Genomic DNA, 15,722 nt, shown 5'->3' with positions numbered 1-15,722 from the left:
AACAACTGGGGGACCCGGAGGGTCACTTGCCGGTGAGGTGCTCCGGGCGGACCGGTGTCCTGTTCAGTTCCAGCCCCGTCGCGTTCCGGATCGCCGCGAGTACGGCGGGAGTCGACGACAGGGTGGGTGCCTCGCCGATGCCGCGCAGCCCGTACGGGGCGTGCTCGTCGGCGAGTTCGAGCACGTCGACCGGAATGGTCGGGGTGTCGAGGATGGTGGGGATCAGGTAGTCCGTGAAGGACGGGTTCCTGACCTTGGCGGTCTTCGGGTCGACGATGATCTCCTCCATGACCGCGATACCGAGACCCTGGGTCGTGCCGCCCTGGATCTGGCCGATCACGGACAGCGGGTTGAGCGCCTTGCCGACGTCCTGCGCGCAGGCCAGCTCGATCACCTTGACCAGGCCGAGTTCGGTGTCGACCTCGACGACGGCGCGGTGCGCGGCGAAGGTGTACTGGACGTGCCCGAAGCCCTGTCCGGTACGGAGGTCGAAGGCCTCGGTGGGGCGGTGGCGCCACTCGGCCTCGATCTCGACGGCCTCGCCTTCGAGGACGTCGACGAGATCGGCGAGGACCTCACCCGCGTCGGTGACCACCTTGCCGCCCTCCAGCAGGAGTTCGGCGGTGGCCCAGGCCGGATGGTAGGTGCCGAGCTTGCGGCGGCCCATCTCCAGGACCTTCTCGCGGACCAGCTCGCAGGAGTTCTTGACGGCGCCACCGGTGACGTACGTCTGGCGGGAGGCCGAGGTCGATCCCGCCGAACCCACCTGTGTGTCGGCCGGGTTGATCGTCACCTGGGTGACGCCCAACTCGGTGCGGGCGATCTGCGCGTGGACGGTGACCCCGCCCTGGCCGACCTCCGCCATCGCGGTGTGTACGGTCGCCACCGCCTCGCCGCCGACAACCTCCATACGGACCTTGGCCGTCGAGTAGTCGTCGAAGCCCTCGGAGAAGCCGACGTTCTTGATGCCGACCGCGTAGCCGACGCCTCGTACGACGCCTTCGCCGTGCGTGGTGTTGGACAGACCACCCGGCAACTGCCGTACGTCGGCGGCCTCTCCGGCGGCGAGCCACTGCTGCTCCGGCGGCATGGGCATCGCCTTGACGCGGCGCAGGAGTTCGGCGACCGGCGCCGGTGAGTCGACGACCTGCCCGGTCGGCATGACCGTGCCCTGTTCCATCGCGTTGAGCTGACGGAACGCGACCCGGTCCATGCCCACCTTGTCGGCGAGCTTGTCCATCTGGGCCTCGTAGGCGAAGCAGGCCTGCACCGCGCCGAAGCCGCGCATCGCGCCGCAGGGCGGGTTGTTGGTGTAGAGCGCGATGGCCTCGATGTCGACGTTGTCGACGACGTAGGGGCCCGCGCCGAGCGACGATGCGTTTCCTACGACCGCCGGGGAGGCCGACGCGTAGGCGCCGCCGTCCAGCACGATGCGCGCCTTGAGGTGGGTGAGCTTGCCGTCCTTCGTGGCGCCGTGCTCGTAGTGGAGCTTCGCGGGGTGGCGGTGGACGTGCCCGAAGAAGGACTCGAAACGGTTGTAGACGATCTTCACGGGTTTGCCGGTGCGCAGGGCCAGCAGACAGGCGTGGATCTGCATCGACAGGTCCTCGCGACCGCCGAACGCGCCGCCGACTCCGGACAGCGTCATGCGGACCTTGTCCTCGGGCAGGCCGAGCACGGGCGCGATCTGGCGCAGGTCGGAGTGCAGCCACTGGGTGGCGATGTACAGGTCGACTCCGCCGTCCTCGGCGGGTACGGCGAGCCCGGACTCGGGGCCGAGGAACGCCTGGTCCTGCATGCCGAAGGTGTACTCGCCCTCGACGATGAAGTCGGCGCGCTCCCGGGCGGATTCGACGTCTCCCCGGACGATCGGCTGACGGTGCACGATGTTCGGGTGCGAGACGTGGCCGATGTGGTGGTCGTCGCGGCCCTCGTGGATGAGGATCGCGTCCGGCGCGGTCGCGGACAACTCGTCGGTGATGACCGGGAGTTCGCGGTACTCGACCTTGATCTTCGCGGCCGCGCGGCGGGCTGTCTCCGGGTGGTCGGCGGCGACGATCGCGACCGGCTCGCCGTGGTGGCGGACCTTGCCGTGCGCGAGGACCGGGGTGTCCTGGATCTCCAGGCCGTAGTTCTTCACGTCGGTCGGCAGGTCGTCGTAGGTCATGACGGCGTAGACGCCCGGGGTCTTGAGCGCCTCGACCGTGTCGATGGAGACGATCTCGGCGTGCGCGACCGTGGAGCGCAGGATCTGGCCCCAGAGCATGTCCTCGTGCCACATGTCGGAGGAGTACGCGAACTCGCCGGTGACCTTGAGGGTGCCGTCCGGGCGGAGCGTGGACTCGCCGATGCCGCCCTTGGTCTGCGAACCCTGGGTGACTTTGGTGGGAGTGCCGATGGGGGCGCCTTTTGCGGAACTGCCGGGCATGTCAGACCGCCTCTCCCTGCCGGGCGGCCGCCAGGCGCACCGCGTCCATGATCTTCTCGTAGCCGGTGCAGCGGCACAGGTTGCCCGAGAGCGCCTCGCGGATGTCCGCGTCGGTCGGGGTCGGGTTGTGCTCCAGCATCTCGTCGGCGGCGACGAGGAGACCGGGGGTGCAGAAGCCGCACTGGACGGCGCCGGCGTCGATGAACGCCTGCTGGATCGGGGCGAGTTGGGTGCCCTCGCCGGTCTGCGAGTCGAGCTGTGGTTTCGCCGACCAGGCCTTGGCCTCGTCAACGGACGTACCGTGGGCGCCCGTTCCGCAACTCCCGTGCTCCGCGCGCTGCTTGGCGTAGTCCGCGAGGCCCTCGACCGTGACGACCTCGCGGCCCTCGACCTGGCCGGCGGCGACGAGACAGGAACATACCGGGATGCCGTCGAGGCGGACCGTGCAGGAACCGCACTCGCCCTGCTCGCAGGCGTTCTTGGAGCCGGGCAGCCCCATGCGCTCACGCAGGACGTACAAGAGGCTCTCGCCCTCCCACACGTCGTCCGCTTCCTGCGGGCGGCCGTTGACCGTGAAATTGACGCGCATCAGGCGACACTCCCCTTCTCGATGGAGCGGCCGTCAGTGCCGCGGTAGGACTCCCAGGTCCAGGTCAGGGTGCGGCGGGCCATGATGCCGACCGCGTGGCGGCGGTAGCTCGCGGTGCCCCGGACGTCGTCGATCGGGTTGCAGGCGGCGGAGCAGAGGTCCGCGAACTGCTTGGCGACCGACGGGGTGATGATCCGGCCGTTGTCCCAGAAGCCGCCCTCGTCGAGCGCCGCGTTCAGGAATTCCTCGGCCGCCTTCGCCCGTACGGGTGTCGGCGCGGCCGAGCCGATGCCGGTGCGGACCGTGCGGGTGGCCGGGTGCAGGGCGAGTCCGAAGGCGCAGACGGCGATGACCATGGCGTTGCGGGTGCCGACCTTGGAGTACTGCTGCGGGCCGTCCGCCTTCTTGATGTGGACGGCGCGGATCAGCTCGTCGGGGGCGAGCGCGTTGCGCTTCACGCCGGTGTAGAACTCGTCGATCGGGATGAGCCGGGTGCCGCGCACCGACTCGGCCTCGACCTCGGCGCCGGCCGCGAGGAGCGCGGGGTGGGCGTCGCCGGCCGGGGAGGCGGTGCCGAGGTTGCCGCCGACGCCGCCGCGGTTGCGGATCTGCGGGGAGGCGACGGTGTGCGAGGCGAGGGAGAGGCCCGGCAGTTCGCCGCGCAGGTTCTCCATGATCCGGGTGTACGGGACCGAGGCCCCGAGCCGCACGCTGTCGGCGCCGACCTCCCATTCGTAGAGATCGCCGACGCGGTTCAGGTCGAGCAGGTACTCGGGCCGACGGTGGTCGAAGTTGATCTCGACCATCACATCGGTGCCGCCAGCGATCGGTACCGCGGTGGGGTGCTCGGCCTTCGCGGCGAGCGCCTCCTCCCAGCTGGCGGGGCGAAGGAAGTCCATGACCGGCTCTCTTCTTCGTCTCGTGGATCGTACGGATCAAGCCAGTTCGTGTGCGGCGGGCCCGGCTCGTTCATGCGCTGTTAATGCAGCGTGGGGCCAGTACACAGCGCCGTGCGCGGAGTGGGTCAGTCACGGAAACCATGAAGGAGTTGGCTGGCCAGCGCGGGCATCTTGTAGATTCGTATGAACAGAGGCCATCAGTAACCCCTTCGATTCCCTGTGGAAACGTGGGAAACAGCCCCGCACGGCCCCGCACCCACGGCACCTCTTGGTTCATCGTAGTTTTCTAGACAAAGAACGGCGGCGACGGCGATGCGGCTGCGCGCACTTCTGGACACCGATGCGCTGGGGCTGCGGCTGCTCGGCGGCGCGGACGAGCTGGACCGCGCGGTACGCGGGGTGATGACCACCGACCTGCGCGACCCGAGCCGCTATCTGGCGGGCGGCGAGCTGGTCCTGACCGGTCTGGCCTGGCGCCGGAGCGCGGCCGACTCCGAGCCGTTCGTACGGCTCCTGGTGTCCGCCGGAGTGGCCGCGCTGGCGGCCGGCGAGGCGGAGCTCGGCAACATCCCGGACGACCTCATAGCCGCTTGCGCCAAGCACCGGCTGCCGCTGTTCGCGGTCCACGAGTCGGTGGCGTTCGCGACGATCACCGAACATGTCGTACGGCAGGTCTCCGGCGAGCGGGCCGGTGATCTCGCGGCCGTGGTGGACCGGCACCGCCGGATGATGACCTCGGGCCCGGCGGGCGGCGGCCCGGACGTGGTGCTTGACCTGCTCGGCTCCGATCTGGACCTGCGGGCGTGGGTGCTGTCGCCGACCGGGCGGCTCATCGCGGGCTCGAAGGTGTCGGGGCCCGCGCTGCCCGTCGATGTGTGCGCGAAGCTGGCCGCCGAGCATCTGACCGCCGTCCGCACGGGCCGCCGGGGACCGCACCGGCTGGCGCTGGGCTCCTCGACGTACTCGCTCTTCCCGATCCGCGGCGGCGGGCGCTCCGCGCAGGGGTCGCGGGACGTGCGCGAGACGGTGCTGTCGGACTGGCTGCTGGCGGTCGAGGCGGACGCCGGGGACTGGCCGGACGAGCGGCTCGATCTGCTCCAGGGCGTCACGCAGTTGATCGCGGTCGAGCGGGACCGGCGGGACGCGGCGCGCACGGTCCGCAGACGGCTCGCGCAGGAGGTCCTGGAGCTGGTGCAGGCGGGCGCCGCACCGGCCGAGATCGCCGCGCGCCTACGGGTCGCCGCTCCGGTTCTGCTGCCCGGGCTGGGGGCGGCCCCGCACTGGCAGGTGGTCGTGGCCCGGGTCGAGTGGGAGGGCGGCGACATCGAGGCCGGGCCGGTCGCCCAGTCCCTCCTGGAGGAGATCCTGGTCGACCCGCTGGCGACGGGCCCCGAGCCCGCCGACCGGATCGCCGTGGCCCACTCGGGCGACGAGGCGATCGCGCTCGTACCGCTGCCCGCGGTGTCGACGGAGCACGACGGCTCCGAGGCCGGGATCCACGCGGACGTACTGCTGGAGGCCGTACGGGATCCGTTGTCGGCCGGGCTCGACGGCGACGGGCGAGTGACGCTCGGGGTTAGCGCGGCGGTGCACTCGGCGGAGGGGCTGCGCGGGGCGCTGGAGGAGGCGCGGCACGCACGGCGGGTGGCGGCGGCGCGCGCCGGCCGGGTGTGCGCTGCGGGCCACCAGGAGCTGGCCTCGCACGTGCTGCTGCTGCCGTTCGTGCCCGACGACGTACGGCGGGCCTTCACCGCGCGTCTTCTCGATCCGCTGCGGGACTACGACCGCCGGCACCGCGCGGAGCTGATCCCGACGCTGGAGGCGTTCCTGGAGTGCGACGGTTCCTGGACGCGCTGTGCGTCCCGGCTGCACCTGCACGTCAACACGCTGCGCTACCGGGTCGGCAGGATCGAGCAGTTGACGAGTCGGGACCTCTCGCGCCTTGAGGACAAGCTGGATTTCTTCCTGGCGCTGCGGATGAGCTGACCGGAAGATCCCACGACTTTGTGAATTCTTTCACCCACCCTCTTGGCCGGGCCGCCCGATCCGTGCTGAGATGCGGCCACCACTCAACAGCTCAATGGTGTGCTCGGGGAGGGCAACGTGGCGTATTCCGCCATGTCTGGGAACGGAACGACCGAAGGTGACGATCCCCTCCAGACCGCGGTGTGGCGGTTGCGCTCGCGGGCCTGTTGGGTCGACGCGGCGGCGCTGCTGCGGCCCGACGCCGCGGCACCGGCCCTGCAGCGGACCGCGCTGCTCGTGGAGCGGTGTCTGTACACCGAGCAGGGCTGGGAGGACGCCGACGACGCGCTGCGCACGGCCGAGGCGCTGGCCCACAGCGACGACGAGCGGGGTGCGGCGGCCTGTGAGCGCGGGTATCTCGCCTACGCGGCCACGCTGCACGGGGTCCGGGACCGGGCGGACGAGGCGCGGGCCGCGCTCGGGCGGGCGGCGGCGCTGATCCCGCCGGGCGGCGACGGCCGGGCGTTGCTGGACTTCCGGCGGGGGCTGGTCGCGGAGAACCTGGCGCGTTCGCCGCAGGCCGCTCGGGCCGCGTACCGGCGTGCGCACGCGGGGGCCGCCGACCAGGCCGACCCGCTGCTGTTGTCGTTCACCTGGCGTCATCTGGCCGGACTGGCCCTGCGGGACGGGGAGTTGGCGGAGGCCCGGCACGGGTTCGCCGAATCGCTGCGGATCCGGGAGGAGTTGGGCTACCTCGTCGGTACGGCGCCGGCCCTGGTGTCGCTCGCGGACGCGGAGGTCGAACCGGAGGCGTCCCGGTTGCGCGAGGAGGCGCGGCGGCTGTTCCGGCTGCTGGGCGGTGTACCGACGTGGCTGGCACGGCAGTTGGCGGTGCCCGCGCCGGGTGCGGCGACGGCGTAGGTCAGGAGTCGGCGGTCCGGTTCTGCACGACGTTCACGATGTGGTGGACGAACTGCAGGACCGATGCCCGGAGTTCGGGGTCGCGGGCGACCAACACCCCGACGGCGACGAGCAGAAGGAAGGACAGGAGGCCGCCGCCTCGTCCGGAGTGACTGCGGCGCGCTCCCGCCTGCGCGGCCCGCATGCCGTCCTGCGCCGCCTGTCGCGCCGACTGCTCGGCGCCTCGCCGTGCGGACTGCTGTGCGGCCTGTTGGCCCGGATTCGGAAACATCGGCGCTCTCCCCCACGGAACGGTCAGCTCTTTCCGTGAGGCACGTCACCACCGGCCGGGCGGGTTCCCGGTGCGGCCCGCGGTGGCCGGACCCGGACCCGCTCGTGACCGGAGTCACATATTCGGGTTCACGCGGCTTCCCCGAGGTTCACACGGCTCCCGCGAGGTTCACGCGGCTCCCGCGAAGTGCTCCTGCACCAGGGAGCGGACCACGTCCCACTCCCCCGCGGCCAACGCGTCGAGGAGCGCCAGGTGTTCGGCCGCGTCCGCGACCCGGTCGGCCCGCCCGCGTGCGACCGGACCGCCGACCAGCGGCCATTGGGCGCGGCGGTGCAGGTCTTCGGCGATCTGGACGAGCTGTTCGTTGCCGGCGAGGGCGAGCACCGCGCGGTGGAAGGCCCGGTCGGACTCGGCGTACGTCGCCCGGCATCCGGTGGACGCGGCGCGGACGGTCCCCTCGGCCAGCGGGCGCAGGTCGGTCCAGCGGGCGGCGGGCACGGTACGGGCGAGCCGGAGCATCACCGGCACCTCGATCAGGGCGCGGATCTCGGCGAGTTCGGCGAGTTCGCGGGCGCCCCGCTCGACCACCCGGAAGCCCCGGTTCGGTACGACCTCGACGGCGCCCTCGGTGGCGAGCTGCTGCATGGCCTCGCGCACGGGGGTGGCGGAGACGCCGAAGCGGTCGCCGAGCGCGGGCGCGGAGTAGACCTCGCCCGGGGTCAGTTCACCGCCGAGGAGCGCGGTGCGCAGGGCGTCGAGTATCTGGCCGCGCACGGAGGACCGTTGGACGACGGCACGGGGGCGTGATGGGGGTCCCCCCGCTCGAGCGAAGCCGAGAGTGGGGGACGGCGTCTCGCTGTGGGTGTGCTCACCGCGCACCGCACCGGTGCCGTCCGCGAGACCCCGGTCCCGGGCCACCTCGGCGGCGCGCGACTGCGGCGGCACCCGGGAACCCCGGAGACGCGGATCCGGAATGTCGGTACCGGCGGAGCCCTGCGTGCCTTGCCTCACGGGTCCTCCTCCGGACGTGTCGGTACTTGGGGTCATTACGGCTGCTTGTTACTCGTCCGTCAAGCACCTTAGGCGCAGATCGGACTAGTTCAAATCCTGGGAGGGTTGGGTAAGGTAAGCCTTACCTCTAAACCAACGGCGAATCGGTGGTTCCGGCATGCCCCTGCCCTCTTCGGCCGTAGCGGACTCGTACGCCCGCCTCACCGAGGTCATCCCCGGGCTCGCGATCACCGAACTCCCCCTGGAACAACCGCTCCCCAGCGGCGGCGGCTGGACCTCGGCCGCCGAGCTCGCCGAAGGCGGACCCGGCCTGGAGGCGTTCCTCGCCCGGGACGACGCCCAGGTCCTGCGCGACCACGGCCGGCCCGGCCGCCCGGACGTGATAGCCACCTTCGGTCTGCACCGCTACGCCTGGCCGGTCTGCCTGCTGTTCACCGCCCCCTGGTTCCTGCACCGCCGGGTCCCCCGACTCCCCGTGAGCCACGTCACATACGACCGCACGGCCGAGGGTCTCGACATGGGCCACCTGGTCGTGCGTACCGACTCCTTCGCCTGCCTGCCCGGCGACCCGGCGGCGGCGCTGCCCGGTGCCCGGGTGGTCGCTGACGAGGAGGCGCTGCGCGCGGAGGTCCGGGCCGCGGTCGCCGAGCACATGGAACCCCTGCTGGCCGGCTTCGGCCCGCGGATGCGACGGCGGGGCCGCGCCCTGTGGGGCATGGCGACCGACGAGGTCGTGGAGGGGATCTGGTACGTCGCCGATCTCTTCGGCGAACAGCCGCGCGCGGTCCGGGAGTTGGAGCGACTGCTGCCGGGCGCGACCAGGCCGTACGTCGGTTCCGCCGCGTTCCGCGAGGTCACGGGCCCCAACGGCGAGGCGCTGCCCACCCGGGACCGGGCGAGCTGCTGCATGTACTACACGCTGGACGCGTTGGACGCCTGCCCGACCTGCCCGCGCACCTGCGAGGCGGAGCGGGTCACCAAACTGCTGGCCGCCGCCGCGAGTTGAGGGACCCTCAGTGCGGGGACCGAATCCGGGCCCGCTAGGATCGGCCGCGAACGAGACGCCCGCCCGGTTACAGGTGCTTCACAACTTCCTCACTTGTCGCAGGAACTTTCCGTGGAACCACCCGTACGGGTAGTCTTATTCGAACTCAACTCCCGCCCCTCAAGCGGCAGTTCGAGCAGAAAGCCGCCCTGGGCATCCCCTTGCACCTCCTTGGCGGCCTCTTGCCCCGAAAACGCCTGAGGGCCGTTGGGATTGGGCCACTATGGCGGGCGTTACGCCCTATCCCAATGCAAGGGACCCCAGATGAGACTGACCGACATATCGCTTAACTGGCTGCTTCCCGGCGCCGTACTGCTCCTGGGCATGCTGGCGGCGGTTGCGGTGCTCGCGCGGAGCAAGCGGTCCGGCGGGGAGCACGCGAAAGACGACTCGTGGGAGCGCACGGAGGAGCGCCGCAGGCGCAAGGAGGCCATATACGGCATCGCCTCCTACGTCCTTCTGTTCTGCTGTGCGGCGGTCGCCGCGGCACTCTCCTTCCACGGACTGGTCGGCTTCGGCCAGGAGAACCTCGGCCTGACCGACGGCTGGGAGTACCTCGTCCCGTTCGGCCTCGACGGCGCGGCCATGTTCTGTTCCGTCCTCGCGGTGCGTGAGGCCAGCCACGGTGACGCGGCCCTCGGCTCCCGCATACTCGTGTGGACGTTCGCGGCCGCGGCCGCCTGGTTCAACTGGGTGCACGCGCCCAGGGGTGTCGACCACGCGGGCGCTCCGCAGTTCTTCTCCGGCATGTCGCTGTCGGCCGCGGTCCTGTTCGACCGCGCGCTGAAGCAGACCCGTCGGGCCGCGCTCCGCGAGCAGGGTCTGGTGCCGCGTCCGCTCCCGCAGATCCGTATCGTCCGCTGGCTGCGGGCCCCCCGCGAGACCTACAGCGCCTGGTCGCTGATGCTCCTGGAGAACGTGCGCAGCCTGGACGAGGCGGTCGACGAGGTGCGCGAGGACAAGGCGAAGAAGGAGGAGACCCGACTGCGCCGCCGCGACCAGCAGCGGATCGAGCGGGCCCAGCTCAAGGCGATAAGCCGGGGCCAGCGCGGCCTCATCGGACGGGGCGGCGGCCGGTCCTCGGAACCGCAGGCCCTGGAGCGCGGCTCCGGACAAGCATCCGCGGAGCCTGCCCTATCGACGCCGGAACAACTGCCGGTTCGCACGCGTCCCTCACTCCAGCCAGTCCGCGGGGCATCTGACCCGATAACCGTCGACCTCACGGCGGAGGACGACACGATGGCCCTGCCGCGGCTCGACTCCCTGGAGCGCAAGCTCAAGGATCTGGAGCAGCAGTTCGGCTGAGATCCGGGACCACGAGGTCCGGGACCGGGCGACAACGGGACGGGGGCGGCATCCAACTGGACGCCGCCCCCGTCCCGTTGCTCATGCCGCGTCCGAACCCAGCTCGAACCAGACGGACTTGCCGACCCCGTGGGACGACACCCCCCAGGCGTCCGCGAGGGACTGCACCAGCACCAGGCCCCGCCCGTGCGTACCGTTGTCGGCGTCCGGTACGCGCAGTCGGGGCCTGCGGGCCACGAAGTCCCTCACCTCCACCCGGAGTCCGGCCGGTCCGACGGTCGCCGTGAGCACGGCGTCGTGGTCGGTGTGGATCAGCGCGTTGGTGACGAGTTCACTCGTGAGCAGCTCCGCTATCTCCGATCGTCCCGGCCTCCCCCAGTGCCGTAGCAGTTCACGCAACGCTCTGCGCGCCTCGGGCACCGCCCGCAGGTCCGCGCGTCCGAGTCTGCGCCTCAGTTGAGGCGGCTGCGCCGGTTGTGCGGCGCTGTCGGCCTTGTCCTCCATCGCTTTCGACGAGGAGGCCCCGATCGCCATGGGACCGCCCCCTCGTGCTTGCCTCTTCATGACCCCCGCCTGCACGCCGGTTTCCGGTTCCCTCCTGCTCGAACACGTTCACGGGGATCCATGCCCTCGCCGGGAACAGGGCAGTCATGTCGGATTGTCAACGACCGGGTGTTCGGCCACCGTTGCGCCGAGACCGGCGGGACGGAGGAATCGGGGGCGATGCCGTCCGTACGGTCGAGCGGCCACCGTACGGAGGATGCGACGCGGGTGGGGCGGTCGGGGCGTTCCCCTCCGGGGTGTGCCGGTTCCCGGCGCCGGGACCAGACACCCCGTGACGTCCTGACCACCGGCGATCGAACCGACTGCCGATGCGGGGCTGCCGATCCGGCCGTAGTCCGCGAAGGCGTGGGGCGGTTGGTCCCCCCGGACCTCCGTAGGACCCACGCTGCGCGAATCTGGCCGGAATCAGCCGCTCAGGAACCGCGAACGGCTCCGCTACGGGGGCTACTTGCCGCCGATCCCCTTCGTGCCGATGTGGAAGATCTTGTGGGTCGTGCGGGTCATGTCGACGATCAGTTTCGTGGTGTCCCCGCCGCCCCAGGTGAGGGTGATGGCGGCCTCGGTGTAATCGGCGGTGCCGTTGTCGGTGACCTTCCAGCTCAAGGGGGTGTTCTGGGCCTGGAGGACACTGTCCGCGTGGTTCTTGTTCTCCCAGGCCGTCAGCTGCTTCAGGTAGGCCGGGGTGAGGTAGTACGCGCGCAGTTGCCGCGCGAGCTTTCCGCCGCCGCCGTCGAGGTCGCTCTCGGCGTCGACGTAGGCGCCGTAGAAGTCGGCGATGCGGGTGATGTTGTCGTCCGGTGAGCCGCTCACCGAGCGCGGGGCGCCGGCGGAGGCCTGGGCCGCCACACCCAGCCCGAGGGCGAGTGCGAGGCCGGCGGCGAGGGCGGTGCGGCGCGTGGCCTTCTTGCTGTTCACGTGGGGTCCCCGTTTCGGATCGGTGCGGTGCTGTGATCGGTCGCCGCGGTGCGTTTCCGTGGTCGGTCAGAGCTTCGGCGCCCGACCCGGACGACCGCAACGACCGACACCGACCCCGCAACGGTGGAACCGTCCCACCCCCGCTGACCTCCTCTTATGTGGTGTGCCTGGGATGCCGTCCCGGGACGCGACGCGGAGGGGCGACGGTGTCGGGCGAGGGCAACGACAGGGACGTCGAGGAGTTCGCGGCGCTGCTGCGCCGGCTGAAGGACCGCACGGACCGCAGCTACGGCCAGTTGGCCCGCCGCCTGAACATGAACGCCTCGACCCTGCACCGCTACTGCGTGGGCGAGACGGTCCCCCTCGACTTCGCCCCCGTGGAACGGTTCGCGGCGCTGTGCGGGGCGACACCGGAGGAGCGGCTGGAGCTGCACCGGTACTGGATCCTGGCGGTGGCGGCACGGCAGCGGCCCCGGCCCACCGGGAACCCGGTCCCCGAACCGGTGCCGGAGGACGTCCCCGCACCGACGCCCACCCCCTGGTACCGCCGGCGGCTCACGCTCACCGTCGCCGTGATGTGCGCGGTACTCGCGGTGGGAGGCACCCTGTCCACGGTGCGCACCCACGACACGACCAAGCCGAAGGCATCACCGCGTGCTCTCCCCGCTCCCCTCGCCTGGACCGCCGACTCCCAGGTGTGGGACCTCCATTGCGGCCACGACTACGTCGTCGACGCGTCCCCCGCGCAGGTGCCGCGGCCCCCGGCCGAGGAGGGCGCCGGTGCCTGGGCGGCGAAACAGCACGCCGTGCACGGCCGGGAGACGGACGTCGAGATCTCGGTGCAGGGGCGGACGTCCACGGCGGTCGTCCTGGAGGCGCTGCGCGTCCATGTCGTGGGTCGGGCCGCGCCCGTCCACGGCACGGTGTACGCCATGGACCAGGGCTGCGGCGGCGAGGTCGCTCCGCGCTACTTCGGGGTGGACCTGGACGCCCGCAGCCCCCGGGCCCGCGCGGTCGCCGGGAGCAGCCTGGGCACTCCGGTCCCGGCGGCGCACCTGCCGTACCGGGTCTCCGCACAGGACCCCGAGGTGCTGCTGGTCAAGGCCCGCACCGCGGCCTGCGACTGCCGCTGGTACCTCGAACTCGACTGGTCCTCCCAGGGCCGCACCGGCACCCTCCGCATCGACGACCACGGCAAGCCGTTCCGCACGACGAGCATCAAGGGCCTGCCGCGCTACTGGTACGCGGCGAACGGCTGGGCGCCGTACGACGGTTAGAGCCCGCGTACGTTCCTGATGTTGGACCGGGCCATCTGGAGCATGCGCCCGACTCCCCCGTCCAGCACGATCTTTGACGCCGACAGCGCGAAGCCCGTCACCATCTCGGCGCTGATCTTCGGCGGGATGGAGAGGGCGTTGGGGTCGGTGACGACGTCGACGAGGGCCGGGCCCTTGTGCTTGAAGGCGGCCTTCAGCGCGCCCTCCAGATCCTTGGGCTTCTCGACCCGCACGCCGTAGGCACCGCAGGCGCGCGCCACGGCACCGAAGTCGGGGTTCTTGTTGGTGGTGCCGTACGACGGGAGACCCGCGACCAGCATCTCCAACTCGACCATTCCCAAAGAGGAGTTGTTGAACAGGACGACCTTCACCGGCAGGTCGTACTGGACGAGGGTGAGGAAGTCGCCCATCAGCATGGAGAATCCGCCGTCGCCGGACATCGACACGACCTGCCGCTCGGTGTCGGTGAACTGCGCGCCGATCGCCATGGGCAGCGCGTTCGCCATCGATCCGTGCGAGAACGAACCGATCACCCGGCGACGGCCGTTGGGCGTGAGGTAGCGGGCGGCCCACACATTGCACATCCCCGTGTCGACGGTGAACACGGCGTCCTCGTCGGCCAGTTCGTCGAGTACGGAGGCCACGTACTCGGGATGGATCGGGACCTGCTTGTCGACCTTGCGCGTGTACGCCTTGACGACGCCCTCCAGCGCGTCGGCGTGCTTCTTGAGCATCCGGTCGAGGAACCGCCGGTCCTCCTTCGCCCGCACCCGCGGGGTGAGACAGCGCAGCGTCTCCTTCGCGTCGCCCCACACCGCGAGGTCCAACTTCGAGCGCCGGCCGAGGCGTTCGGGCCGTACGTCGATCTGGGCGATCTTCACGTCGTCGGGGAGGAAGGCGTTGTACGGGAAGTCGGTGCCGATGAGGATGAGGAGATCGCACTCGTGGGTGGCTTCGTAGGCGGCGCCGTAACCGAGCAGACCGCTCATGCCTACGTCGTACGGGTTGTCGTACTGAATCCATTCCTTGCCGCGCAGGGCGTGTCCGATCGGGGACTTGATCTTCTCGGCGAACTCCATGACCTCGGCGTGCGCGCCGGCTACGCCGCTGCCGCAGAACAGGGTGACCTTGTCCGCCGCGTCGATCAGCTCGGCGAGTTTGTCGATCTCGGTGTCGCCGGGGCGGACGGAGGGGCGGGAGGTGACGAGGGCGGTCTCGGCGGCCTTGTCCGGGGCGGGCTCGGAGGCGATGTCGCCGGGGAGGGAGACGACGCTGACGCCGCTCTGTCCGACCGCGTGCTGGATGGCGGTCTGGAGGAGGCGGGGCATCTGCTGGGGGTTGGAGATGAGTTCGCTGTAGTGACTGCACTCCTGGAAGAGCCGCTCCGGGTGGGTCTCCTGGAAGTAGCCGAGGCCGATCTCGCTGGACGGGATCTGCGAGGCGAGGGCGAGCACCGGGGCCATGGAACGGTGGGCGTCGTAGAGGCCGTTGATGAGGTGCAGGTTGCCCGGGCCGCAGGAGCCGGCGCAGGCCGCGAGCTTCCCGGTTATCTGCGCCTCCGCGCCGGCGGCGAAGGCGGCGGTCTCCTCGTGCCGTACGTGGATCCAGTCGATGGCGGAGTTTCGGCGGATCGCGTCGACCACCGGGTTGAGGCTGTCGCCGACGACGCCGTAGAGGCGCTTGACTCCGGCGCGGACGAGGATGTCGACGAACTGTTCGGCAACGTTCTGCTTGGCCATGGTTCTCGCGTGCCCTTCGGTTTCCGATGTATTGCGGATCCCTCTGGGTTCCATGAATTCACAGCCCGGGCGCTCACGCCTCCCAAACGGCCGCCGCCGTGCGGTCGTCGGCATAACCCTTGACCCGCACTTGGGTGTCGGCGAGGAACGCGGCGAGACCGGGCGGGGTGGCGCCAGCCCACCGCCCCGCCAGATGGGCGGACAGCTCGGGCTCGCCGCGCAACGGTTCCGCGAGCCCGCCCGTGCACATGAGGAGCGTGTCTCCCGGGCGGGCGACGGAGGCACGGAAGCGGAAGGGTTCGCGGGGCGGTTCGGGGGCGGGTTCGTACGGGCTCGGAGGCGTCGGAATCCCAAGATCCATGGTGAGCCGGTCGCCCTCGGGGGTCTCGGCGGGCTGCGAGCCGAAGCCGACGACGGCCTCGCCGGCCAGGTCTCCGACGGCGGGCTCGATGTCCTGCCACTCGCCGTCCCGCAGCCGGAACAGCCCGCCGGGCCCGACCCCGAAGAAGACTCGCGTACGGCACTCCGGATGCGCGGGCAGCAGCAGACACCGCAGACCGGCCGAGTACTCCTCGGGGTCGATGCCCTGCTCGGCGGCGCTGGCGCGGAGCTTGCCGAGACTCCGGTCGGTGAGCCGGTGCAGCCCGGACTTGAGATCACCGCGCCGGGCGGCGCGAATGTCCTCGGCGAGACGGGCATGGCTCCGCCCCACCGCCCGCCCGATCCAGTGGCAGGCCTCGGCGGCGGCCCGGTGCGCCCCCGGCGTGGCCCGGGCCGCCGCCGAGGCCTGCCA

Annotated in this window: 14 protein-coding genes; 5 read left to right on the top strand and 9 right to left on the bottom strand. The window is 71.1% G+C overall.

The genetic code is table 11. The features are described from left to right. Positions 1-22 precede the first annotated feature (22 nt). Genes JHN63_RS16320 through JHN63_RS16310 form a run of 3 tightly spaced genes read right to left on the bottom strand, consistent with a single transcriptional unit; the run spans position 23 to position 3,916 of the window. Entirely contained in the window at positions 23-2,428 is a 2,406-nt protein-coding gene (locus JHN63_RS16320) for a xanthine dehydrogenase family protein molybdopterin-binding subunit (protein ID WP_200681790.1), read from the bottom strand. Position 2,429: 1 nt separating this feature from the next. Then, complete coding sequence (locus tag JHN63_RS16315) at positions 2,430-3,017, bottom strand: (2Fe-2S)-binding protein (protein WP_200681789.1); 588 nt, start codon at positions 3,015-3,017, stop codon at positions 2,430-2,432. Next, positions 3,017-3,916: a xanthine dehydrogenase family protein subunit M gene (locus JHN63_RS16310; RefSeq protein ID WP_200681788.1), complete on the bottom strand. Its 900-nt coding sequence runs from the start codon at positions 3,914-3,916 to the stop codon at positions 3,017-3,019. Before JHN63_RS16310 ends, JHN63_RS16315 begins: the two co-directional genes overlap by 1 nt. A gap of 312 nt (positions 3,917-4,228) precedes the next feature. Between JHN63_RS16310 and JHN63_RS16305 the strand changes: the two genes are divergently transcribed. Next, positions 4,229-5,902, top strand: coding sequence for a PucR family transcriptional regulator ligand-binding domain-containing protein (locus JHN63_RS16305; RefSeq protein WP_200681787.1), 1,674 nt, complete (start codon positions 4,229-4,231; stop codon positions 5,900-5,902). A gap of 132 nt (positions 5,903-6,034) precedes the next feature. Continuing rightward, entirely contained in the window at positions 6,035-6,802 is a 768-nt protein-coding gene (locus tag JHN63_RS16300) for a hypothetical protein (protein WP_200681786.1), read from the top strand. A gap of 1 nt (position 6,803) precedes the next feature. On the opposite strand, the gene JHN63_RS16295 is transcribed toward JHN63_RS16300, so the two are convergent. Then, a complete protein-coding gene (locus JHN63_RS16295; RefSeq protein WP_200681785.1) occupies positions 6,804-7,073 on the bottom strand; it encodes a hypothetical protein in 270 nt (89 codons plus the stop codon). A 168-nt stretch (positions 7,074-7,241) separates the two neighbouring features. Then, positions 7,242-8,084: a GntR family transcriptional regulator gene (locus tag JHN63_RS16290; protein ID WP_200681784.1), complete on the bottom strand. Its 843-nt coding sequence runs from the start codon at positions 8,082-8,084 to the stop codon at positions 7,242-7,244. A gap of 157 nt (positions 8,085-8,241) precedes the next feature. Here JHN63_RS16290 and JHN63_RS16285 point away from each other — a divergent pair, with 157 nt between their 5' ends. Continuing rightward, entirely contained in the window at positions 8,242-9,090 is an 849-nt protein-coding gene (locus JHN63_RS16285) for a (2Fe-2S)-binding protein (protein WP_200681783.1), read from the top strand. Positions 9,091-9,393: 303 nt separating this feature from the next. Further along, positions 9,394-10,434 (top strand): DUF2637 domain-containing protein, encoded by a 1,041-nt coding sequence (locus JHN63_RS16280; RefSeq protein WP_033279537.1) that lies wholly within the window; start codon positions 9,394-9,396, stop codon positions 10,432-10,434. An 81-nt stretch (positions 10,435-10,515) separates the two neighbouring features. On the opposite strand, the gene JHN63_RS16275 is transcribed toward JHN63_RS16280, so the two are convergent. Both JHN63_RS16275 and JHN63_RS16270 read right to left on the bottom strand, forming a co-directional pair. Beyond that, the gene (locus tag JHN63_RS16275) at positions 10,516-10,938 is read right to left on the bottom strand and encodes an ATP-binding protein (RefSeq protein WP_200681830.1); all 423 of its coding nucleotides are present in this window, start codon (positions 10,936-10,938) and stop codon (positions 10,516-10,518) included. A 504-nt stretch (positions 10,939-11,442) separates the two neighbouring features. Further along, the gene (locus tag JHN63_RS16270; RefSeq protein ID WP_200681782.1) at positions 11,443-11,913 is read right to left on the bottom strand and encodes a hypothetical protein; all 471 of its coding nucleotides are present in this window, start codon (positions 11,911-11,913) and stop codon (positions 11,443-11,445) included. A gap of 206 nt (positions 11,914-12,119) precedes the next feature. On the opposite strand from JHN63_RS16270, the gene JHN63_RS16265 reads away from it, so the two are divergent. Next, positions 12,120-13,190, top strand: a complete 1,071-nt coding sequence (locus JHN63_RS16265; protein WP_200681781.1) for a helix-turn-helix transcriptional regulator — start codon at positions 12,120-12,122, stop codon at positions 13,188-13,190. Here the strand turns inward: JHN63_RS16265 and JHN63_RS16260 are convergent. Together JHN63_RS16260 and JHN63_RS16255 are read right to left on the bottom strand one after the other, a co-directional pair. Then, entirely contained in the window at positions 13,187-14,929 is a 1,743-nt protein-coding gene (locus JHN63_RS16260; protein WP_200681780.1) for a pyruvate dehydrogenase, read from the bottom strand. The genes JHN63_RS16265 and JHN63_RS16260 overlap by 4 nt on opposite strands. Positions 14,930-15,002: 73 nt before the next feature. Then, positions 15,003-15,722, bottom strand: a 720-nt coding sequence (locus tag JHN63_RS16255; RefSeq protein ID WP_200681779.1) for a protein phosphatase 2C domain-containing protein, incomplete at its 5' end; no start/stop codon positions are given.

The organism is Streptomyces sp. MBT65, from assembly GCF_016612545.1.
Lineage (GTDB): Bacteria > Actinomycetota > Actinomycetes > Streptomycetales > Streptomycetaceae > Streptomyces.
The sequence above is the reverse complement of the archived record's forward strand: the minus strand, read 5'-3'. Positions and strand labels throughout refer to the sequence as shown.

What these genes read in the sequence shown, in the direction of transcription:
- JHN63_RS16320 (WP_200681790.1), bottom strand. Translation starts at nt 2,428, where the DNA reads ATGCCCGGCAGTTCCGCAAAAGGCGCCCCCATCGGCACTCCCACCAAA.
- JHN63_RS16315 (WP_200681789.1), bottom strand. Translation starts at nt 3,017, where the DNA reads ATGCGCGTCAATTTCACGGTCAACGGCCGCCCGCAGGAAGCGGACGAC.
- JHN63_RS16310 (WP_200681788.1), bottom strand. Translation starts at nt 3,916, where the DNA reads ATGGACTTCCTTCGCCCCGCCAGCTGGGAGGAGGCGCTCGCCGCGAAG.
- JHN63_RS16305 (WP_200681787.1), top strand. Translation starts at nt 4,229, where the DNA reads ATGCGGCTGCGCGCACTTCTGGACACCGATGCGCTGGGGCTGCGGCTG.
- JHN63_RS16300 (WP_200681786.1), top strand. Translation starts at nt 6,035, where the DNA reads ATGTCTGGGAACGGAACGACCGAAGGTGACGATCCCCTCCAGACCGCG.
- JHN63_RS16295 (WP_200681785.1), bottom strand. Translation starts at nt 7,073, where the DNA reads ATGTTTCCGAATCCGGGCCAACAGGCCGCACAGCAGTCCGCACGGCGA.
- JHN63_RS16285 (WP_200681783.1), top strand. Translation starts at nt 8,242, where the DNA reads ATGCCCCTGCCCTCTTCGGCCGTAGCGGACTCGTACGCCCGCCTCACC.
- JHN63_RS16280 (WP_033279537.1), top strand. Translation starts at nt 9,394, where the DNA reads ATGAGACTGACCGACATATCGCTTAACTGGCTGCTTCCCGGCGCCGTA.
- JHN63_RS16275 (WP_200681830.1), bottom strand. Translation starts at nt 10,938, where the DNA reads ATGGAGGACAAGGCCGACAGCGCCGCACAACCGGCGCAGCCGCCTCAA.
- JHN63_RS16260 (WP_200681780.1), bottom strand. Translation starts at nt 14,929, where the DNA reads ATGGCCAAGCAGAACGTTGCCGAACAGTTCGTCGACATCCTCGTCCGC.